The organism is Delftia tsuruhatensis, from assembly GCF_903815225.1.
In the GTDB taxonomy this organism is placed as follows: Bacteria; Pseudomonadota; Gammaproteobacteria; order Burkholderiales; family Burkholderiaceae_C; genus Comamonas; species Comamonas tsuruhatensis_A.
Map to the genome: position 1 here is coordinate 1484150 of NZ_LR813084.1, position 20136 is coordinate 1504285.

Here is a 20136-nt window from a genome sequence, read left to right on the forward strand (position 1 = left end):
GCCGCGACACATGGAGCCGTCGACCGTCCAGGCCGTGAAGCTGGCCATCGTGGCGGCCACGGGCCTGTCCAAGGATGCCCTGCATGTCTACGTGGGCCTGGCGACGGCGCTTGCCGCATGCGCGCTGCTGCGCAGGCCCCTGGGCAGCTGGACTCCCGTGCTGGCCGTCCTGGCCGTCGCGGTGGGGGGCGAACTGCTCGACATGCGCGACGATGTCGCCAGCTTCGGTCACTGGCGCTGGGGCGCCAGCCTGCATGATGTCGCCAACACCGTGTTCTGGCCTGCCGTGCTGTGCGCGCTGGCGCGCTGGACCGGGGTGCTCGGAAGCCGCGACTGACGTCAGCAAAGCGGAAGCCTTTGGTGTTTCCGTCTGACGTGCGTCGCCGCGCCGGCGCTGCATACTTGCGGCCTTTGCCCGGCGGACATCCCCCGAGCAGGGAAGGCAGCCCGCCCCACGAAGGCCGGGCCTGCACCATTGCACATCGGTTCCCGGGCACACCATTGATCACGAGAGAGAGGGTACATGCCAGACACGAATACCGATCCCCGGGCCGGGCTCCATCCACCGGATGCCCCGGATACCTCCGGCGCCGCCCCGCCGCAGGCCGCCCCGCCATCGCCCGCCGATCCCGCGCCGCGCATCACCTTCTCCGGGCCCGTCGTCATTCCATCGCTGCTGGTCCTGGGCCTTTTGCTGCTGTACTGCGGCCTGCTGCCGGACAATGCAGACCGGCTGTTCTCCAGTGCCCAGGCCTGGGTGGTGGGGCACATGGACTGGTTCTACGCCGTCGCGGTCACGCTGTTCCTGGCCTTTCTGATCTTCGTGGCGTCCAGCCGCTTCGGCGATATCCGGCTGGGCCCCGACGATGCCGAGCCCGAATTCAGCTTCATCTCCTGGACCGCCATGCTGTTTGCCGCGGGCATGGGCATCGGCCTCATGTACTTCGGCGTGGGCGAGCCGCTGCAGCATTTCCTCAAGCCCCCCACGGCCGTGCCCTCCACGCCGGCCGCCGCGCGCGAGGCGCTGCAGTCCACGTTCTTCCACTGGGGCTTCCACGCCTGGGCCGTCTACGGGACCATGGGCCTGGTGCTGGCCTATTTCGGCTTTCGCTACAACCTGCCGCTGACCATGCGCTCGGGCCTGTACCCGCTGCTGGGCAAGCGCATCGACGGGCCCATCGGGCACAGCGTCGATGCCTTCGCGCTGGTGGGCACCATCGCCGGCATCGCCACCACGCTGGGCTATGGCGCGCTGCAGCTGGCCGCGGGCCTGCACACGCTGACCGGCTGGGACACGTCCACGGCGGTGTTTCGCATCTCGGTCATCGTCATCGTCGTCGCTCTGGCCGGGCTGTCGGCCGTCTCGGGCCTGGACAAGGGCGTGCGCCGCCTGAGCGAGTTCAATCTCGTGCTGGCCTTCATCCTGCTGGCCTTCGTCATCGTCGCGGGGCCCACGGTTTTCCTGTTCGAGGCGCTGAGCGAGAACATCGGCAACTACCTCTCGGGCCTGGTGCAGCTGTCGTTCCGCACCTTCGCCTATGAGCCGCCCAACCAGGATGGCTGGTTCGGCGGATGGACCATCCTGTACTGGGCCTGGTGGATCTCCTGGTCGCCCTTCGTGGGCATGTTCATCGCGCGCATCTCGCGCGGGCGCACCATCCGCCAGTTCGTGACGGGCGTGCTGCTGGTGCCCACGGCCTTCAACCTGCTGTGGATGACGGCCTTCGGCAACAGCGCCATCTGGATAGACACCCATGTGGCCATGGGGGCCCTGGGCCAGACGGCGGGCAACGTCGATGCGCTGCTGTTCCGCTTCTTCGAATACCTGCCCTGGTTCAAGCCCGTGGCCTGGCTCACCATCGTGCTGATCGCGGTGTTCTTCGTGACCTCGGCAGACTCGGGCGCCTTCGTGGTGGACAACATCGCCTCGCGCGGCCATGCGCGCTCGCCGGTCTGGCAGCGCCTGTTCTGGGCGGCCGTGCTGGGCGTGACGGCCATGGTGCTGATGCTGGCCGGCGGCCTCAAGGCCTTGCAGGCCATGACGCTGGTGGCGGCCCTGCCCGTGGCGGTCATCATGCTGTCGCTGTGCTACGGCCTGTGGCGGGGCCTGCTGGCCGATCGCGCGCACTTCTCGCCGGACCTGGCGCCGGCCACCAGCTTCTGGAGCGGCCAGCACTGGCGCAAGCGACTGGAGCAGATCGTGCACCAGCCTTCGCGCTCCGATGTGCGCCGCTTCCTGTCGACCGTGGTGCTGCCCGCCATGCGCGAGGTGGCGGCCGAGATGCACAAGCGCGGGGTCGAGGCCGTGGTCAGCGAAGACCTGGATGGCGAGGGCGCCGTGCGCCTGACCGTGCCAGATCCTTCGCTGCGCGACTTCGTCTACGGCGTGCGCAGCACGCGGCGCGCCGTGCCCACCTTCATGGTGCGCGATGCCGCCAGCGAGGGCGAGCACCGCCATGTCCACGAGCCCATCACCTTCTTCGAGGACGGTCGCCTGGGTCATGACATCCAGTACCTGCGCGGCGAGGAGATCATCGCCGACATCCTGCGCCACTACGAGCGCTACCTGTCGCTGAGCGCCGACCAGCGCACGCACCTGCTCAACCGCGCGCCCGGGCACAGCTGAGCGCGGTGCTACAGTGGCCGCTCCATCGTCGCCGAGGAACACCATGTCCGGTCCCGCATCCGCAGGCCTGTTCATCTACGCCAAGCAGCCCGACAGGCTGGCGCTGTTCTACATGGAGGTGCTGGGCCTGCGCATGCAGCACCATACGTCCGAACTGATCGTGCTGCAGTCCCCCGGCCTGCAGATGGTGCTGCATGCCGTGCCCGAGGCGATCGCGCGGCACATCACCATCACCGAGCCGCCGCAGCCGCGCGAGAACGTGGCCCTCAAGTTCTTTGCCACCGTGCAGAGCTTTGCGGCCGTGCGTCCCCTGGTCATCGCCCATGGCGGCCAACTGTGGGAGCAATCCTGGCAAGGGCCTGGCTTTCGCGTCTGCAACGCCATGGACCCCGAGGGCAATATGTTCCAGCTGCGCGAGCCGCTGCCCGGGTGATGCAGATCCTCATCTGGAAGGCCCGGTGGTGCGGCCGCATGGACCAAGAGCGCATCGTCGCGCATGCGCTGTCCATGGGGCGATGTCTACGTGCTGTGCCTGCAGGAGATCGAAGCCCGGGGACCGGTTCTGGCGCCGCCTCAGCCCGCCAGCAATGGCTCGCCCCAGCAGACCAGACCGCACACGCTGCATGCCGTTCTCTGCGGCGACTTCAACTTCTTGCTGCATGAGGACGAATACGCTCGGCTGTCCGCACCCTGGGCGGCGGGCGAGGACGGCGTCCTGTCCATCGACCAGTGGCACAGCAGCTGGAACCTGCTGCATCAGGAACGGTCCCAGCATTTCGACTGGGGCGGCGAAAGCCTGCGTGCCCCTGTGCGCGGCCGGTCCGTGAACAGCGAAGCACGGTACTCGAGCCACCAGCCCTTGCTGTTGCAGCTGGATTGATCCAGGTCAGGCGCCGCTGCCAAACCGGCCTTCGCCTACAGACAGTGCTGCGGGCCTGCTCCAAGGTCATGGGGTCCCTCTTGAAGGAGCATCCATGAGCCCCAACCCCCTGTCCACGATTCTTCACCGCACCTGGTGGGTGCTTCTGCTGCGCGGCCTGGTCGCCATCGCCTTCGGCGTGCTGACCTGGGCGCAGCCGGCCGTGTCGCTGGCTGCGCTGGTCCTCACCTTCGGCGCCTTCACGTTCGTCGACGGCCTGCTGGGCGTGTACTCGGCCATCCAGGGCCGGGACCAGATGCGCCACTGGTGGGTGCTGCTGCTGTGGGGCCTGGCTGGCGTGGTGGTGGGCGTGCTCACCGTGGTGGCGCCGGGTGTCACGGCCCTGGTGATGACGCTGTACATCGGCGCATGGGCCCTGGTCACGGGCCTGCTGCAAATCGTGGCGGCCGTGCGGCTGCGCAAGGAGATCACGGGCGAGTGGCTGCTGATCCTGGGCGGCGTGCTGTCCGTGCTGTTCGGCGCCTTCGTGCTGGCCCAGCCTGGCGCGGGCATGATGGCCATGCTCTGGGTGCTGGCCACGTATGCGGTGATCTTCGGCGTGCTCATGGTGCTGCTGTCCTTCAAGCTCAAGAAGGGCATACGCCATTCTTCCTGAGCTGCGGGTGCAAAGGCGGACAATGCCGGCTCCATGATCCATTGCCGGCGAACTCCCTCCTTCATGCGCCTTCCCCGCGCGGCCCTGGTGGCCGCGCTGCTGTTCGCGGCCGGTGCCGCCCAGGCGCTGCCCAGCTTTTCCGAAGTCCGCGAGGGCCATCGCTCCTCCGAGACCGCACTGCTCTCGCGCGAGGGCGAGGTGCTCCAGCGCCAGCGCACGGACACCAGCGTGCGCCGTGGCGAATGGGTGGCGCTGTCCGATATCTCTCCCGCGCTGCGAACGGCCCTGGTGCTCAGCGAGGACAAGCGCTTCTACGAGCACAGCGGCGTGGACTGGAAGGCCGTGTCCGCCGCCGCCTGGGGCAATCTCTGGAACCAGCGCACACGGGGTGCCAGCACCATCACCATGCAGCTGGCGGGCTTGCTGGATGGCGACTGGCGCCAGGGACCTGGCGGGCGCAGCGTGGTGCAGAAACTCGGCCAGACCGTGGCTGCCCAGGTGCTGGACCGGCGTTGGCGCAAGGATCAGATCCTGGAGGCCTACCTGAATCTGGTACCGTTCCGTGGCGAGATCGTGGGCATAGACGCGCTGTCGCGCACACTGTTCGGCAAGGCCGCGCACGGCCTGGATGCACGCGAGGCGGCCATCGCCGCCGCCCTGGTGCGGGCGCCCAACGCCTTGCCCGAGCGCGTGGGCCAGCGTGCCTGTGGCGTGCTGCAGGCACTGGCGCCCGAGGACGTCGCGGCGCGCGACTGCAAGGCCATGGAGCTGCTCACGGCCAGCATGCTGCAGCGCCGCCAATGGGCCGCCAGCGAGGGCATGGCGCCGCACCTGGCACGCCGGCTGCTGGCGGGCGGGCAGGCCCGGGGACTGGCCAGCGTGCGATCCACGCTGAGTGCGCCCGTGCAGCGCTTTGCCGTGCAGAGCCTGCAGCAGCAATTGCGGGAGCTGCAGGGGCGCAATGTGGAGGATGGCGCCATCGTGGTGCTGGACAACGCCACGGGCGATGTGCTGGCCTGGGTGGGCTCGTCGGGCGATCTCAGCCAGGCGGCCGAGGTCGATGGCGTGACCGCCATGCGCCAGCCCGGTTCCACGCTCAAGCCCTTTCTCTATGCCCAGGCCATCGCCGAGCGGCGACTGACTGCAGCCTCGCTGATCGAGGATTCTTCGGCCCACATTCCCACGCAGAACGGGCTCTACATCCCGCAGAACTACGACCGGCGCTTCAAGGGCTGGGTCTCCGCGCGCACCGCGCTGGCGTCCTCGCTCAATGTGCCGGCGGTGCGCACCCTGGTCATGGTCACGCCCGATGCCTTCTTCTCCCAGCTGCAGCGCCTGGGCCTGCCGCTGCGCGAAAGCGGCGGCTACCACGGCTTCAGTCTGGCGCTGGGCAGTGCCGAGGTGCCGCTGCTGCAGCTGACCAATGCCTACCGCGCGCTTGCCAATGGCGGACAGCTGACGCCCGTGCGCTGGACTCCGGGCCAGGCCCGGGCCGAGGCGCCCGTGCAGGCCATCGATGCGCGCGCGGCCTTCATCGTCGGGGACATCCTGTCCGACCCCATGGCGCGCGCGCCCACCTTCGGCACGGACAGCGTGCTGGCCACGCGCTTCTGGACGGCCGTCAAGACCGGTACCAGCAAGGACATGCGTGACAACTGGGCCGTGGGCTGGTCGCAGCGCTACACCGTGGGCGTGTGGGTGGGCAATGCGCGCGGCGATGCCATGCACTCGGTCAGCGGCACCAGCGGCGCCGCGCCGGTCTGGGCGGCCGTGATGGGATTCCTGCATGCCCGCACCCCCAGCCGCGCGCCCAAGGCGCCCGACGGCGTGCTGCAGCAGGCCGTGCGCTTCGGGCCCGATGCCTCGGGCCTGCCGCTGGAAAGCGCGCGCGGCGAGTGGTTTGTCGCGGGCACGCAGCAAAACCTGTTCGCCATGGCGGGCAGCGGCTTGCCGGTGGCTTCGTCCTCCGGACGCGGCACTTCGGCCGCCTCGCCCGTGCGCATCGCGCGCCCGGCCAATGGCACCATCCTCGCGCTGGACCCCGACATCCCGCCGGACCGCCAGCGGGTGCAACTGTCGGCCCGTCCCGCCGGCACGGCCGCCATGCAGGAATGGCAGGACGCCAGCCTGCGCTGGCGCATGGTCAGCGCCGCCCCGCCCGGCGCGGCCGAGCCTGCGCCCAAGGAAATTGGCCGGGGTGCGGCCGCCGCCTGGATGCCCTGGCCGGGCCGCCACCGGCTGGAACTGGTCGATGCCAAGGGGCAGGTGCTGGACAGCGTGCAGGTAGAGGTGCGTGGCGCCGGCGTGGTGGCTTCGCGCGCGGGCGGACGCTGATCAGGCGCTGGCAGCGATCACCGCTCCGCATGGAGGCCCGCCGCACTGAGGCCCGCCGCAGTGAAGGCCACCAGCTCGTCGATCACATGCTCCACGGGATCGGCGCGGTGGCCGCAGCCCAGCATGCGGCTGACACGGCCGTTGTCGGAGCGGATGTACATCATGGCGCCGTACATGCACTCCAGCCGCCACTGGAAATCGTGCTGCGACAGCTGCGGCAGCGCCTGACGCAACAGGGCCGCAAAACGCCTGGCCGCCTCGTCGTAGGCGGCAAACACCACTTCCCTGACCTCCCGTTCGGGATCCACCGAGCACAGGGCCGTGACGCGGTTGAAGTCGGCCTCGCCCTCGCTGTGCGCGGCGCGCAGCGCGGGAGCGATGAAGGCGCGAAGAATGTCCTCGATGGCGGGCGGTGTCTCCTGCTGCTCCAGCTTCTCCAGCAGCGCATGGCGTTCCCCGTTGACGGGTGCCACGCGCTGTTCGAACAAGGCCTTGAGCAGACCCAGCTTGTTGCGGAAATGGTAGTGGATGGCCCCCGTGTCCACCTCGGCCAGCGCCATGACGGCGCGCAGCGAGGTGCCCGCATAGCCATGCCGTGCAAACAGCTGTTCTGCAGCCTTCAGAAGGCGTTCGCGGGCCTGGGCGCGGGGTTCCACGGCCGGCGTGTCATCGGTGCTGGGCGTCATGGCTGCGGATCATAGTCAGCGCGGGGACGTTCCACGCCAAAGCCTGACGTCCCAAGCTTGCATGGGATTGATTCAGTCGACTGACTGAATTACCATGCTACCCGATTCCAGAAATCACAAGGAGACACACCATGACGACCCGCAAGTGGCTCGCCGCCCTGATGGCGCTGGGCTGCACCGTTGCCGCCGCGCAGGAATCCTTTCCGTCGCGGCCCCTGACCCTCATCAACCCCTGGGCGGCGGGCAGTTCCACCGATGTCATGGCGCGCACGCTGGCCGAGGAATTCCGCCAGCAACTGGGCCAGAGCGTGGTCGTGGTCTCGCGCGACGGGGGCTCGGGCGTGATCGGCATGAACCTGCTGGCCCAGGCACCGGCCGACGGGCTGACGCTGGCCTTCACGCCCATGACCCCCATCACCGTGCAGCCGCACTACGTCAAGGGCCTGAAGCTGGGGCCGGACAGCGTGCAGCCGCTGTGCGGCGTCACCGAGAACATCCTGGGCGTGAGCGTGCGAGCCGACAGCCCCTTCAAGTCCATCGGCGACCTGGTGGCGGCCGCGAAGAAGGGGTCGCTGAGCTACGGATCGCCAGGGCCGAATTCGGCCCCCTTCCTGGCCATGGACCAGCTGGAGCGCGACCAGGCGCTCAAGTTCTTGCATGTGCCCTACAAGGGCGATGCCGGCTCCATCCAGGAATTGCTGGCCGGGCGCCTGGATTTCGTCAGCAGCATCGCGGCCTCGGCAGCGCCCCAGATCCGTGCGGGCAAGCTGCGCCTGCTGGCCGTGGCCTCGGAGCGCCGCCACCCGGCCTTCCCCGAAGTGCCCACCTTCAGGGAGTTGGGCATGGCGGTGCAGGAGGAGTCCTTCGCCGGTCTGTTCGTGCCGCGTGGCGTGCCCGAGGCGGTGCTGGGCCGGCTGGATGCCGCCTGTGCCGCCGCCGCGCGCTCGGACGCCGTCAGGCAGGTGGCCCAGCGCGGCGACCAGGTGGTCTTCCCCCAGGACCGCCGCCAGTGGGAGCGGCGCATCCGCGATGAATTCCGCAAGCAGGGCGAGGCAGCGCAACGCCATCCCGCTCCCTGAGTTTCCCGGTTTTGCATTTCGATCGATTTCCACCCATGACAGATTCCAGCCTGCCCCCCATCCGCCGCGTGATCACGGCCAACGACGCACAGGGCCGCTCCTTCATTGCCGAGGACGGGGCATCGCCCGCCGTGCGCCTGGTCGAGGAACGCCCCGGCTACCGCATCACCAACCTCTGGCGCACCGATGCCTCTCCCGCGCAGATCGATGCGCCAGATACCATTGCCATCCACCAGGGCGTGGCGCCACCGCCCTACGGAACGGTGCTGCGCATCCTGGACATTCCGCCCGAGCCCACCAATCCGCAGGAGCTGCAGCGCGCGCTCAATGCCACCTTCGCGCGCATGTACGGCGACGCCCATCGCAACGTGCAGCCCGGTGAGCATCCGGGCATGCACCGCACGGATACGGTGGACTACGCGCTGATGCTGCAAGGCGAGCTGGTCGCGATCCTGGATCGCCAGGAAACCGTGCTGCGCGCCGGAGACGTGCTCATACAGCGCGGCACCAACCATGCCTGGGCCAACCGCTCTGGCCGGCCTGCGCGCATTGCCTTCGTGCTGGTGGCGGGAGAGCAGGGCATGTGAACGGCTCAGCCGCCGGAGCCTGCGCGCGGCCCTGGCCGCACGAACCGCTGCTCCGTCACGGGCGTGCCCCATTGCTGCCCCTCCCATTCCTCGGCCTGCGCGAAGCCCGAGGATTCGTAGAGCCGGCGTGCCGCATCCAGGCCCCGGAAGGTCCACAGCTGGGTGGCCTCGAAGCCGTGGCGGTCGCAAAACTCCAAGGCCTGCTGCAGCAGTTGGCGGCCTATGCCTGCGCCGCGCAGGCCGTCGTCCAGGATGAACCAGCGCAGATGGGCCTGGCCGTTGCCCAGGTCCTCGCCATCGATGGCCACCGAACCCACGATGCGCTCGCCGTCCAGCGCCGTCCACAACTGATTGCAGGGCTTGTCCAGCCGGCCTGCGAACTCGGCCAGGCCACTGGCCACACGGCTTTCGAAGAAGACGCCGAAACCTGCGTGGCGTGCATAGAAGCGCGCATGCATTTCCACGATGCGGCCGATGCAGCCGGGCCGGTATCCGGGCAGGACCTGTATCTGTGCGGGCGCGGGCAGGGGTTCTTCCTGCCGGTGCGCCTGCAGTGCCTGGGCGTAGAGGGCCAGCCCGCGCGAGACCGCCTGTTGCTGGGGCGGCTGCATGCGGTCCAGCGCGGCCGTCACCTGCTGGCGTCCGAAGGCCTCGATGGCGGCCAGCGTGCGCCGGCCCTTGGCGGTGAGTGCCAGTTGCTTGATGCGGCCATCCTCTCCATCGGCCATTTCCTTCAGCTCACCGGCCTCCACCAGCTTGCGTGCCATGCGGCTGATGCTGGACTTCTCCAGCCCCAGGACCTGGGCCAGTTGCGAGGCCGGCATGCGCCCCTGCGCACCGATCTCCAAAATGGCATGTACGGCCGAGGGAGGGTAGTCCGTGGCTGCCAGCGTGGCCTGCATGAAGCCCAGCTCGCGCACCATCAGGCGCGAGGCGGTGCGGATACCGTCCACCAGGGAAAGATCGTGCTGCGGCATGCCGTGCTCCGGAAGGACAGGTGAAGAAATGTTGTATCTTGCAACTATATCTCCAGCTTCACTTCCGGGCAACGGCGTCGTTAACTGCCGGCGGTGATGCCCGGCGTGGGCTGCGTCAGTTCACCATCAGTCTGAACGGCCAGACATAGGCCTGCAAAGTTACGAAGATGCCCATCAGGCAGGCCAGGGCGATGGAGTGGAAGAACACGTAGCGCAGGATGTCGCCCTCGTGGTTGAACCAGCGCGTGGCCGTGGAGGCGACGACGATGGACTGGGCGTCGATCATCTTGCCCATCACGCCGCCTGAGCTGTTGGCCGCGCCCATGAGGTTGGGCGACAGGCCCAGCTGCTCTGCGGCCACCTTCTGCATGCCGCCGAACAGCACGTTCGATGCCGTGTCCGAACCCGTGAGCGCCACGCCCAGCCAGCCCATCAGGGTGCCGAAGAAGGGGTAGAAGACGCCCGTGTTGGCGAAGGCCAGGCCCAGCGTGGTGTCCGTGCCGGAGTAGCGTGTGAGCGTGCCCAGGGCCAGCATCAGCACGATGGTCAGCAGCGAGTAGCGCACCAGCCAGAGGGTGCGCAGGAACTGGCCGGCCAGCTGCACGGGGTTGTATTTCATGACCAGGCCGCCCACGATGGCCGACAGCAGGATGCCCGTTCCGGTGGCCGACAGCAGGTTCAGCGTGTAGATGGCGCCTTCCCTGGTGGGCTGGCGCACCACGGGCGGCACCTTCTCGACCAGGTTGTGCAGGCCCTCCATCGGAAAGGCCGGGGCGAACAGGCCGTTGAGCGCGGCCTTGACCGAGGGCAGGCCCCAGATGAAGACGAAGACCGTGAGGATGGCCCAGGGCGTCCAGGCGCGGATCACGTCGGCGCGCGGGTGCTGGGTCACGGCGCTGGCCTGCCGGGCCTCGCCGCCGCTTTGCTCATGGCCCTTGAGCGAGGTCGAGCGCCAGATGCTCCTGGGCTGCCACACGCGCAGGAAGGCGACGATGCAGACCATGGAGACGATGGCCGCGATGATGTCCACGAGCTCCGGGCCGATGAAGTTGGACACCAGGTACTGGGGTATGGCGAAGGACACGCCGGTCACGAGGATGACCGGCCAGATCTCCATCATGGCCTTGCGCCCCGCGAAGGCCCAGATCAGCCAGAACGGCACCAGCACCGAGAAGAACGGCAACTGGCGGCCCACCATGGCCGTGACCTCCATGAGATCGTAGCCATGCACCTTGGCCAGCGTGATCACCGGTGTGCCCAGCGCACCGAAGGCCACGGGCGCGGTATTGGCGATCAGCGACAGGCCCGAGGCGGCCAGCGGCGAAAAGCCCAGTCCGATCAGGATGGCCGCCGTCACGGCCACGGGCGTGCCGAAGCCGGCCGCGCCCTCGAAGAAGGCGCCGAAGGCGAAGGCGATCAGCAGCAGCTGTATGCGTCGGTCCTCGGTGATGCCCGCAATGGAGTCCTGCAGGATCTTGAAGCTGCCGTTCTTCTCGGTCAGCTGGTGCAGGAAGATGATGTTCAGCACGATCCAGCCGATGGGCAGCAGGCCCGTGAAGCCGCCGAACAGCGCTGCGCGCCCGGCCATGCCGGTCGGCATGTCGTAGACGAAGATGGCGATCACCAGCGCCGCCACCAGCCCCGCGCCGGCGGCCAGGTGGGCCTTCATGTGCAGTAAGCCCAGGCCCACCAGCATCACCACGACCGGTACGGCCGCGAGCAGGGTGGACAGCCACATGTTGGACAGCGGATCGTAAACCTGTTGCCAGACCATAGGACTTTCTCCTTTTTGGAAAGCGTTTTTTGCGTTGTGCGGCCGGGATGCTCCTCCGCTGCAGTGATCGGCACACTAGCGTTAGCCCTTGGTCGGACTGTGCGAGAGAAAATTTCAATCGGTGCACAAATCACTTCAAACCCCAGCGGGTGACCGGAACCCGCCGTGCGCACTACCATGCTCGGCAGTCCCGCGGCCAGCGGGTTCCAGAAGGCTTGCACACGTGTCCACCGACCTTTCCAAAATCACCTGCATCGAAGACCTGCGTGCCGTGGCACAGCGCCGCGTGCCGCGCATGTTCTATGACTACGCCGACTCGGGCTCCTACACCCAGGGCACCTACCGCGCCAACGAGGACGACTTCCAGAAGATCAAGCTGCGCCAGCGCGTGGCCGTGAACATGGAGGGGCGCAGCACGCGCACCACCATGATCGGCCAGGAGGTGGCCATGCCCGTGGCCATCGCGCCCACGGGCCTGACCGGCATGCAGCACGCCGACGGCGAAATCCTGGGGGCGCGGGCGGCCAAGGCCTTCGGCATCCCTTTCACGCTGTCCACCATGAGCATCTGCTCCATCGAGGACATCGCCGAGCACACGGGCCGCCACCCGTTCTGGTTCCAGCTCTACGTGATGCGCGACCGCGGCTTCATGGAGCGCCTGATCGAGCGGGCGCGCGCCGCCAACTGCTCGGCCCTGGTGCTGACGCTGGACCTGCAGATCCTGGGTCAGCGCCACAAGGACATCAAGAACGGCCTGTCCACGCCCCCGAAGCCCACGCTGCGCAACCTCGCCAACCTGGCGACCAAACCCCACTGGTGCCTGGGCATGCTGGGCACGAAGCGCCGCAGCTTCGGCAATATCGTCGGCCATGTGGACGGCGTGGCGGACATGAGCTCGCTGTCGTCCTGGACGGCCAGCCAGTTCGATCCCAGCCTCAACTGGAATGATGTGGAGCGCATCAAGAGGCTCTGGGGCGGCAAGCTCATCCTCAAGGGCATCATGGACGCGGAGGATGCGCGCCTGGCGGCGGACAGCGGGGCCGATGCGCTCATCGTCAGCAACCATGGCGGCCGCCAGCTCGATGGCGCGCCGTCCTCCATCGAGGCGCTGCCTGCCATCGCCGAAGCGGCCGGCAAGCGCATCGAGGTCTGGATGGACGGTGGCATCCGCAGCGGCCAGGACGTGCTCAAGGCCCGGGCCCTGGGCGCGCGGGGCACGATGATCGGCCGCAGCTTCCTCTATGGCCTGGGCGCCTACGGCCAGGACGGCGTGACGCGCGCGCTGCAGATCATCCAGAAGGAGCTGGAGACCACCATGGCCTTCTGCGGCCATACGCGGATCGATACCGTGGACCGATCCATCCTGTTGCCGGGCACCTATCCGGGAGCCGACCGCTGAAGCGGTACCAGCCAGTCAGCTGACAGAAGAAAGGACCGCCGAGGCGGTCCTTTGTGTTGATGCCCGGGGAGAGCGGCCGCGTCAGGCCTCGGACCGCGCGGGCTCGGCGATGCGTGCCGCAGCCAGACGTCCCGCCGCATGCAGCACGGCCAGGATGGAGGCGGTCACGATGTTGGCATGGCGCCCTGCGCCAAAGCGCGTGCCGGCCACGCCAGGCAGGGCGGCCTCCACGATGGCCAGCGCCCTGGCCCCCGCGCCCTGGCCCAGGCTGCGTTCCTCGTAGTGGTCGATGCGCATTGCCAGGCCCAGGTGCTGGCCGATGGCGGCGGCCACGGCATCGATGGGGCCGCTGCCCTCGCCCTGCAGTTGCAGCCGCAGGCCGTCGGCGGTGTCCACTTCGAGCGAGATGCCCTGGCCCAGGGTGCTGTCGAACAGGTGGTGGCTGCGGTAGCGCCAGGGCAGGCCTTCGGGGGCGAGATAGGTGGCCTCGAACAGCGCCCAGAGCGCCTCGCTGGCCAGTTCGGTCTCGCTGGTGTCGGCCTGCCGCTGCACCACCGCGCTGAACTCCACCTGCATGCGCCGCGGCATGGCCACGCCATGGTCGCGCTGCAGCAGGAAGGCGATGCCGCCCTTGCCCGACTGGCTGTTGACCCGCACGATGCTGTCGTAGGTGCGGCCCAGGTCCTGCGGGTCGATGGGCAGGTAGGGAACGCGCCAGGGTGCGTCGGGGCGTTGCGCCGCGAAGCCCTTGGAGATGGCGTCCTGGTGCGAGCCGGAGAAGGCCGTGAACACCAGGTCCCCCACATAGGGATGGCGCGGATGGATGGGCAAGGCCGTGCATTCCTCGGCAATGCGGGCCACGGCCGCGATGTCCGAGAAGTCCAGGCCCGGCGCGATGCCCTGCGTGTACAGGTTCAGCGCCAGCGTCACCACGTCGAGGTTGCCGCTGCGCTCGCCATTGCCGAACAGGCAGCCCTCCACGCGCTGGGCGCCGGCCAGCAGGGCCTGCTCGGCGCAGGCCACACCCGTGCCCCGGTCGTTGTGCGGGTGCACGGACAGCACGATGTGCTCGCGCCGTTCCAGGCGCCGGTGCATCCATTCGATCTGGTCGGCGAAGACATTGGCCGTGCTCACCTCCACCGTGGTCGGCAGGTTGATGATCATGGGGCGCGCCGGGCCGGCATCCCAGGCGCGTATGGCCGCGTTGCAGACGGCCAGCGATACGTCGAGCTCGGCCATGCAGAAGGTCTCGGGTGAGTACTGCAGCACCCATTCGGTCTCGGGATGCGCATCGGTCAGTTCGCGCAGCAGGGCGATATGCCGCTCCACCATGGCGATGATCCCGGGTACTTCCATGCCGAAGACGATCTCCCGCCAGGCGGGTGCGATGGCGTTGTAGAAGTGCACGATGGCGCGGCGCGCGCCGGCCACGCTGTCCACGGTGGCGCGGATCAGGTCCTCGCGCAGCTGGGTGATGACCATGGGTGTCACGTCGGCGGGGATCAGGTTCTCGTCGATCAGGTGGCGCACGATGGCGTAGTCGGTCTGCGAGGCCGAGGGAAAGCCCACCTCGATCTCCTTGAAGCCAATGCGCACCAGCTCGTGGAACAGGCGCAGCTTGCGCTCGCGGTTCATGGGTTCGAACAGCGCCTGGTTGCCGTCGCGCAGATCGGTGGACAGCCACACGGGTGCCTGGCTCAACTGGCGTGACGGCCATTGGCGGTCGGGCAGATCGATGGTGGGAAAGGGGAGATATCGGGACGCGGGATTCTTCAGCATGCGGGCCTCGCAGGAAACGCTGGGGTTTGCAGCCGCCGTATGGACGGCGGCCCCGCTCTCCTGGCTTCCACTGCGGGAAGCTGCGCCAGGCCGGGATCAGGGAGAGTCGGTGCGAAATGCGGCGCCTGCGCAGGCGCCCGGACCCCGGCCATGGGCCAGGGATAGCAGGGAGGACGAGGGCAGGGGTGACATGGTGCGATGGCGTTGGATCACGGCGAACAGGTGCCAGTTTGCGGGCAGAGCGTTTGTCTGTCTTCATAGAATTTCTCATTTCCTCCATGGATCTGGACAAACATGCGCACCGTCACCGATCTGCCCACCGTGCCCTGCGGCCACGCCGGCCTGCCCGAGCTGCAGGCGGCCGCGCCCTTGCCCGTCAGCGGCGTGGCCGCCGACTATCCGGCGGGGCTGGAGGTCGAGGAGCACTCCCACGGATGCTGCCAGCTGCTGTACGCCGTGCAGGGCGTGCTGGAGGTGCGTGCGCGCAGCGGGCGCTGGGTGGTGCCGCCCACGCGCGGCGTCTGGCTGCGCTCGGGCGTGCCGCATGCCTTGCGCATGCGTGGCGCCGTACAGGTGCGCAGCCTGTTCGTTGACGCCCAGGCGGCGGCAGGCCTTCCGGAGGTGGACTGCGTGATCGAGGTCTCGCCCCTTCTGCGCGAGCTCATCAGCGAGGTGGCGCGCTGGCCTGCCTGCGGGCGGAGAAATCCGCGCGACCGCCTGGTGGTGGACCTGCTGCTGCAGGAGCTGCGCCAGCCCCCCGTGGTCCCGCTGTACCTGCCCTGGCCCCAGGAGGCGCGGATGGCGGGCGTGTGCCGCGCGCTGGCTGAAGGCAAGGACGCGGCGGCCCTGGCCGCCACCGCCGGCACTTGGGCCGAGCGTCTGGCCATGGGCGAAAAGACCTTCCACCGCCATTTCCTGCGGGCCACGGGCCTGAGCTTCGGGCGCTGGCGCCAGCGTGCGCGGCTGCTGTCGTCCATGCAGCCCCTGCTGGAAGGGCAGTCCATACTCCAGGTGGCGCTGGGGGCCGGCTATGAGAGCCACAGCGCCTATTCGCTGGCCTTTCGCCGCCATTTCGGCATGACGCCCTCGGCGTTCTGCGACGCCGTGCGGGCCTGAGCCGCCGGCGTCGTTGGCGAGGAGTGTGCTGCCAGCAGGTGCAGCCGGAACCGTTGGATCCGAGGAGGGCGGCCGTCCGGCCTCGTGCAAGTCCGCCCGTTTCGCTGGCGGGCGGGGCGGCCCTCGCCAAGCGCGTGTGCCCGGCGTACAGGCTGGCGCTATGCTGGCCGGCGCCTTGCCTTGTGCGTTCCTTTATCTGCCGAAATGCCCTTTTCCCTTCAAGACATGACCTGGCTGTGGGTTCCCGTGGTGCTGTTCGCTGCGGCGGCCCAGACCGTGCGCAACACGGCCCAGCGCTCGCTGACCGCAGAGCTTGGCACCCTGCCGGCGACGCTGGTGCGCTTTCTCTACGGCCTGCCGTTCGCCGGTGCCTACCTGCTGGCGCTGTACGCCGCACGAGACGGTGCCTGGACCCTGCCGCAGTTCTCCTGGACCTACCTGGGCTGGATCGCGCTGGGCGCGTTCTTCCAGGTCGCGGCCACGGCTGCCCTGCTGCTGGCCATGAAGGAACGCAATTTCGCCGTGGCCGTGACCCTGTCCAAGACGGAAGTGCTGCAGGTGGCCTTGTTCGCGGGCATCTTCCTGCACGAACTGCCCACGGCTGTGGCCCTGGTGGCCATGGCATTGGCCACCTTCGGCGTGCTCATCCTGTCGCTGCCGCCGCGCGGGCAGATGCTGTCGTTGTCGGCATGGGCCAGCCGCTCGGCCCTGTACGGTCTGGCCTGCGGTGCCTGCTTCGCCGTCGCCACCGTGGGCTACCGCGGCGGTGCCGTAGAGCTGGCGCGGCTGGGCGAGACCTCGCCCTGGCTGTCGGGCGCCTGGGGAGTGCTGATCGCGCAACTGATGCAGACCCTGGGTCTGGGGGCCTGGATCGCGCGCACCCATGCGCAGGGCCTGCGCCCCATCTTCCGCGCCTGGCGGGTCTCGCTGCTGGCCGGCGGCATGGGCGCGGCGGCCTCGCTGGCCTGGTTCACCGCCTATGCCATGCAGGGCGCGGCCCCCGTGCGCACGCTGGGCATGGTCGAAGTGGTCTTCAGCTACATCGTCTCGCGCCGCGTGCTCAGCGAAAGCCTGAGCCGCCAGGAGAAGATCGGCATGGGCCTGATGGTCCTCGGCCTCGTGTTGATCTGCCTGCAGGGATGAGCGGTCTTGGGGCTGTATGAATGCACAGTTGCCGCAATAATGGCGGCGTGCCCGAAACCCCATCGACGAACCCCACGACCCCGGCGCAGGCAGGCCTGCCGCGCCGCATCGCCCACCTGGACATGGATGCCTTCTATGCCTCGGTGGAGTTGCTGCGCTATCCGCAGCTCAAGGGCCTGCCCGTGGTCATCGGGGGTGGTCGCCGCGCGCATGACGAGGCGCTGGAGGCCCGCTACGCCGGGCGGCTGAACGAGATTCCGGTCGAGGCATTCTCGCGCCTCAAGGACTACGCGGGCCGGGGCGTGATCACCACCGCCACCTATCCGGCGCGCCAGTTCGGCGTCGGGTCCGCCATGGGCATGATGAAGGCCGCGCGCCTGTGCCCCCAGGCCATCCTGCTGCCCGTGGACTTTGCCGAGGTGCGGCGCTTTTCGCATGCCTTCAAGGAGATCATCGTCTCCATCGCACCGCAGATGGAGGATCGGGGTGTGGACGAGGTCTACATCGACTTCACCGATGTGCCCGGCGGCCAGCGCGAAGGCGGGCGTGTGCTGGCGCGTCTGATCCAGAAATCCATCTTCGACGCCACGGGCCTGACTTGCTCCATCGGCGTGGCGCCCAACAAGCTGCTGGCCAAGATGGCCAGCGAGTTCGACAAGCCCAATGGCATCTCCATCGTCCAGCCACAGGACCTGGAAGGCCGCATCTGGCCGCTGGCCTGCCGAAAGATCAATGGCATAGGCCCCAAGGCCGATGCCAAACTGCAATCCCTGGGCATACACACCATTGGTGAGCTGGCCGCGCAAAGCCTGCCCCAGCTCGTGCAATGGTTCGGCCGCTCCTACGGGCACTGGCTGCACGGCGTCTCGCGGGGGCATGACGAACGGCCCGTGGTCACGCACAGCGAGCCCGTGTCCATGAGCCGGGAGACCACCTTCGAGCGCGACCTGCACGCCGTGCGCGACCGTGCCGAGCTGGGCGCCATCTTCACCGACCTGTGCGAGCGTCTGGCCCAGGACCTGCAGCGCAAGGGCTACATGGGGCGTACCGTGGGCATCAAGCTGCGCTACGACGACTTCAAGACCGCCACGCGCGACCATACGCTGGAGCTGCCTATGGCCGACGCCCGCACGCTGCGCCACGCCGCGGGGCAGTGCCTCAAGCGCGTGCCGCTGACCAAACGCTTGCGCCTGCTGGGCGTGCGCGTGGGCAACCTGGTGCGCAAGGCCGACTGGGAAGCCTCGGCCCAGGACCCATTGGCGCGAGAGCAACTGCTGCGGGGCACCATCCAGCCCGCACCCGACAGCGATCCCTTTACACCTCAACTGTTCTGAATCATCACCACAGATCTGGCGTATGCGCTGCAAAAAACCATGCACCAGTTCCGAGCATGGCGCTTGCGTAAGCCTACTGTGAGATGATTTGGAAATGTGAATTTGTGTTTCCGTTTGATGGATTCCGGTGGCTTCAGCGCGCTTCGCCTTGCCATTTCACCATAACAAGAGACAGCCAAAGGAGTGGTACCCATGCGCATGAACCTGCCCGTCAGCCAGCTCAACTACGATTTTCCAGGCGATGAACTGCTGGTGTCCGTCACCAACACCAAGGGCGAGATCACCCATTGCAACCCGGCTTTCGTGCGGGTCAGCGGCTATTCCTATGAGGAACTGATCGACCAGCCCCACAACCTGATCCGCCATCCCGACATGCCCGCCGCGGCCTTCAAGGACATGTGGCGCACCATCGCCCACGGCTATCCGTGGACGGCACTGGTCAAGAATCGGCGCAAGAATGGCGACCACTACTGGGTGCGCGCCAACGTCACCCCCATCATGGAGGGCGGCAGGCCGCGCGGCTACCTGTCGGTGCGCACGAAGCCGAAGATGGCCGAGATCGAGGCCGCCGAAGCCCTGTACGCGCGCATGCGCGCCGAGGCAGAGTCCGGGCGCGAGACGCTGCGTCTGCGCGGTGGCGAACTGCGTCGGCTGGGTCTGGCCGGCCTGTGGGACCGGCGCGGTGATCTGGGCCTGACCTCCCGCATGGCGCTGATGCTGGGCGGTGTGGGCCTGGCCGCCATGCTGCCCGACCTGCTGGGCTTGCAGGGGGCGGCAGCCTGGGGCGCACGGCTGGCCGTGTTGCTGGCCGGCGGAGGCTTTGTACTGTGGCGCTTCCAGCAACGCTGTGTGGCGGGTCTGGACAAGGCCAGCAGCTTTGCTGCCGACATCGCCAGCTGCCAGCTGGGCACGAACCTGGAGCATGACTGCACCGGTGCCATGGGTGCCCTGATGCAGCGGCTGCAGCAGATTCAGATCAATCTGCGCGCTGTGGTCGGCGACGTGCGCACGGAAATGCGCGGCTTCGCCACCACGGCCCATGAAATCGCCCAGGGCAGCTTCGACCTGGCTCAGCGCACCGAATCCCAGGCCACCAGCCTGCAGCAGACGGCGGCGTCGATGGAGGAGATCTCCGGCACCGTCGCGCAGACCGCCGACACGGCCCAGCTCATGGCGAATGAGAGCGATCAGAGCCGCCAGGTGGCGGGCAGGAGCGGGGCCGCCATCCAGGAGGTGGGCTCGGCCATGGAGCACATCCGTGGCTCCTCGCGGCGCATGGGCGAGATCATCGGCGTGATCGAAAGCATTGCCTTCCAGACCAACCTGCTGGCCCTCAACGCGGCTGTCGAGGCCGCGCGCGCGGGCGAGCAGGGCAGGGGCTTCGCGGTCGTGGCCGGCGAGGTCCGGGCGCTGGCGCAGCGCAGCGCCTCGGCCGCCAAGGAGATCAGCGGCCTGATCAACCGCACGGTGGAAGGCATCAATGACGGCAATGCCCGCATGGACGCCGCGGGTCGCACCATCGACGGCATGGTCGATGCCGTGGGTCGCGTCAGCGACCTGGTCCACCAGATCAGCATCGCCACGCGCGAGCAGTCGGTCGGCATCGCCCAGGTCAACGAGGCCGTGGCCCAGCTCGACTCCGTCACCCAGCAGAATGCCGCCCTGGTCGAGCAGTCGGCCGGCGCCGCCGGCTCGCTGCGCGCCAGTGCGCAGTCGCTGGAGCGGTCGCTGGAGGTGTTCACGCTGCGCTGAGCCGGGCAGCGCAGG

General features: G+C 68.4%; 17 protein-coding genes. 13 read left to right on the forward strand and 4 right to left on the reverse strand.

Annotated features, from left to right (window positions below; translation table 11 throughout):
- Window positions 1–10: 10 nt before the first annotated feature.
- From L1Z78_RS06695 to pbpC, 6 genes are all read left to right on the forward strand, one after another.
- Window positions 11–337: a hypothetical protein gene (locus tag L1Z78_RS06695; protein ID WP_234640767.1), complete on the forward strand. Its 327-nt coding sequence runs from the start codon at window positions 11–13 to the stop codon at window positions 335–337.
- A gap of 186 nt (window positions 338–523) precedes the next feature.
- Window positions 524–2626, forward strand: a complete 2103-nt coding sequence (locus L1Z78_RS06700; RefSeq protein WP_234640768.1) for a BCCT family transporter — start codon at window positions 524–526, stop codon at window positions 2624–2626.
- Between the two features lie 43 nt (window positions 2627–2669).
- Complete coding sequence (locus L1Z78_RS06705) at window positions 2670–3059, forward strand: VOC family protein (protein ID WP_234640769.1); 390 nt, start codon at window positions 2670–2672, stop codon at window positions 3057–3059.
- Window positions 3060–3122: 63 nt separating this feature from the next.
- Entirely contained in the window at window positions 3123–3506 is a 384-nt protein-coding gene (locus L1Z78_RS06710; RefSeq protein WP_234640770.1) for a hypothetical protein, read from the forward strand.
- Between the two features lie 94 nt (window positions 3507–3600).
- Window positions 3601–4161, forward strand: coding sequence for an HdeD family acid-resistance protein (locus tag L1Z78_RS06715; RefSeq protein ID WP_234640771.1), 561 nt, complete (start codon window positions 3601–3603; stop codon window positions 4159–4161).
- Between the two features lie 63 nt (window positions 4162–4224).
- Window positions 4225–6495 (forward strand): penicillin-binding protein 1C, encoded by a 2271-nt coding sequence (gene pbpC, locus L1Z78_RS06720; protein ID WP_234640772.1) that lies wholly within the window; start codon window positions 4225–4227, stop codon window positions 6493–6495.
- A gap of 17 nt (window positions 6496–6512) precedes the next feature.
- Here the strand turns inward: pbpC and L1Z78_RS06725 are convergent, their stop codons facing one another.
- A complete protein-coding gene (locus L1Z78_RS06725; RefSeq protein WP_234640773.1) occupies window positions 6513–7181 on the reverse strand; it encodes a TetR/AcrR family transcriptional regulator in 669 nt (222 codons plus the stop codon).
- A 131-nt stretch (window positions 7182–7312) separates the two neighbouring features.
- Between L1Z78_RS06725 and L1Z78_RS06730 the strand changes: the two genes are divergently transcribed.
- Both L1Z78_RS06730 and L1Z78_RS06735 read left to right on the forward strand, forming a co-directional pair.
- Window positions 7313–8260: a tripartite tricarboxylate transporter substrate binding protein gene (locus L1Z78_RS06730; RefSeq protein ID WP_234640774.1), complete on the forward strand. Its 948-nt coding sequence runs from the start codon at window positions 7313–7315 to the stop codon at window positions 8258–8260.
- A 35-nt stretch (window positions 8261–8295) separates the two neighbouring features.
- Entirely contained in the window at window positions 8296–8847 is a 552-nt protein-coding gene (locus L1Z78_RS06735) for a cupin domain-containing protein (RefSeq protein ID WP_234640775.1), read from the forward strand.
- Window positions 8848–8852: 5 nt separating this feature from the next.
- On the opposite strand, the gene L1Z78_RS06740 is transcribed toward L1Z78_RS06735, so the two are convergent.
- A complete protein-coding gene (locus tag L1Z78_RS06740; RefSeq protein WP_234640776.1) occupies window positions 8853–9824 on the reverse strand; it encodes a helix-turn-helix domain-containing GNAT family N-acetyltransferase in 972 nt (323 codons plus the stop codon).
- A 115-nt stretch (window positions 9825–9939) separates the two neighbouring features.
- Window positions 9940–11598, reverse strand: a complete 1659-nt coding sequence (locus L1Z78_RS06745) for an L-lactate permease (protein ID WP_234640777.1) — start codon at window positions 11596–11598, stop codon at window positions 9940–9942.
- A gap of 223 nt (window positions 11599–11821) precedes the next feature.
- On the opposite strand from L1Z78_RS06745, the gene L1Z78_RS06750 reads away from it, so the two are divergent.
- The gene (locus tag L1Z78_RS06750) at window positions 11822–12997 is read left to right on the forward strand and encodes an alpha-hydroxy acid oxidase (protein WP_267966998.1); all 1176 of its coding nucleotides are present in this window, start codon (window positions 11822–11824) and stop codon (window positions 12995–12997) included.
- An 81-nt stretch (window positions 12998–13078) separates the two neighbouring features.
- On the opposite strand, the gene L1Z78_RS06755 is transcribed toward L1Z78_RS06750, so the two are convergent.
- Window positions 13079–14776 carry a 2-isopropylmalate synthase gene (locus tag L1Z78_RS06755; RefSeq protein ID WP_234640778.1) on the reverse strand — a complete coding sequence of 566 codons (1698 nt, stop codon included), beginning with the start codon at window positions 14774–14776 and terminating at the stop codon, window positions 13079–13081.
- 294 nt (window positions 14777–15070) lie between these two features.
- On the opposite strand from L1Z78_RS06755, the gene L1Z78_RS06760 reads away from it, so the two are divergent.
- From L1Z78_RS06760 to L1Z78_RS06775, 4 genes are all read left to right on the forward strand, one after another.
- The gene (locus L1Z78_RS06760; RefSeq protein ID WP_234640779.1) at window positions 15071–15892 is read left to right on the forward strand and encodes an AraC family transcriptional regulator; all 822 of its coding nucleotides are present in this window, start codon (window positions 15071–15073) and stop codon (window positions 15890–15892) included.
- Window positions 15893–16096: 204 nt separating this feature from the next.
- Window positions 16097–17035 (forward strand): DMT family transporter, encoded by a 939-nt coding sequence (locus L1Z78_RS06765; RefSeq protein ID WP_234640780.1) that lies wholly within the window; start codon window positions 16097–16099, stop codon window positions 17033–17035.
- Window positions 17036–17055: 20 nt separating this feature from the next.
- Window positions 17056–18369, forward strand: a complete 1314-nt coding sequence (dinB, locus tag L1Z78_RS06770) for a DNA polymerase IV (RefSeq protein ID WP_234640781.1) — start codon at window positions 17056–17058, stop codon at window positions 18367–18369.
- Between the two features lie 192 nt (window positions 18370–18561).
- On the forward strand, window positions 18562–20121 hold the full coding sequence (locus L1Z78_RS06775; RefSeq protein WP_234640782.1) for a methyl-accepting chemotaxis protein: 1560 nt from the start codon (window positions 18562–18564) through the stop codon (window positions 20119–20121).
- Window positions 20122–20136: the final 15 nt, after the last annotated feature.

Bases quoted from the DNA above. Each gene is read 5' to 3' on its own strand.
- L1Z78_RS06695 (WP_234640767.1), top strand. From the start codon at position 11: ATGGAGCCGTCGACCGTCCAGGCCGTGAAGCTGGCCATCGTGGCGGCC.
- L1Z78_RS06700 (WP_234640768.1), top strand. From the start codon at position 524: ATGCCAGACACGAATACCGATCCCCGGGCCGGGCTCCATCCACCGGAT.
- L1Z78_RS06705 (WP_234640769.1), top strand. From the start codon at position 2,670: ATGTCCGGTCCCGCATCCGCAGGCCTGTTCATCTACGCCAAGCAGCCC.
- L1Z78_RS06710 (WP_234640770.1), top strand. From the start codon at position 3,123: ATGCGCTGTCCATGGGGCGATGTCTACGTGCTGTGCCTGCAGGAGATC.
- L1Z78_RS06715 (WP_234640771.1), top strand. From the start codon at position 3,601: ATGAGCCCCAACCCCCTGTCCACGATTCTTCACCGCACCTGGTGGGTG.
- pbpC (WP_234640772.1), top strand. From the start codon at position 4,225: ATGCGCCTTCCCCGCGCGGCCCTGGTGGCCGCGCTGCTGTTCGCGGCC.
- L1Z78_RS06725 (WP_234640773.1), bottom strand. From the start codon at position 7,181: ATGACGCCCAGCACCGATGACACGCCGGCCGTGGAACCCCGCGCCCAG.
- L1Z78_RS06730 (WP_234640774.1), top strand. From the start codon at position 7,313: ATGACGACCCGCAAGTGGCTCGCCGCCCTGATGGCGCTGGGCTGCACC.
- L1Z78_RS06735 (WP_234640775.1), top strand. From the start codon at position 8,296: ATGACAGATTCCAGCCTGCCCCCCATCCGCCGCGTGATCACGGCCAAC.
- L1Z78_RS06740 (WP_234640776.1), bottom strand. From the start codon at position 9,824: ATGCCGCAGCACGATCTTTCCCTGGTGGACGGTATCCGCACCGCCTCG.
- L1Z78_RS06745 (WP_234640777.1), bottom strand. From the start codon at position 11,598: ATGGTCTGGCAACAGGTTTACGATCCGCTGTCCAACATGTGGCTGTCC.
- L1Z78_RS06755 (WP_234640778.1), bottom strand. From the start codon at position 14,776: ATGCTGAAGAATCCCGCGTCCCGATATCTCCCCTTTCCCACCATCGAT.
- L1Z78_RS06760 (WP_234640779.1), top strand. From the start codon at position 15,071: ATGCGCACCGTCACCGATCTGCCCACCGTGCCCTGCGGCCACGCCGGC.
- L1Z78_RS06765 (WP_234640780.1), top strand. From the start codon at position 16,097: ATGCCCTTTTCCCTTCAAGACATGACCTGGCTGTGGGTTCCCGTGGTG.
- dinB (WP_234640781.1), top strand. From the start codon at position 17,056: ATGCACAGTTGCCGCAATAATGGCGGCGTGCCCGAAACCCCATCGACG.
- L1Z78_RS06775 (WP_234640782.1), top strand. From the start codon at position 18,562: ATGCGCATGAACCTGCCCGTCAGCCAGCTCAACTACGATTTTCCAGGC.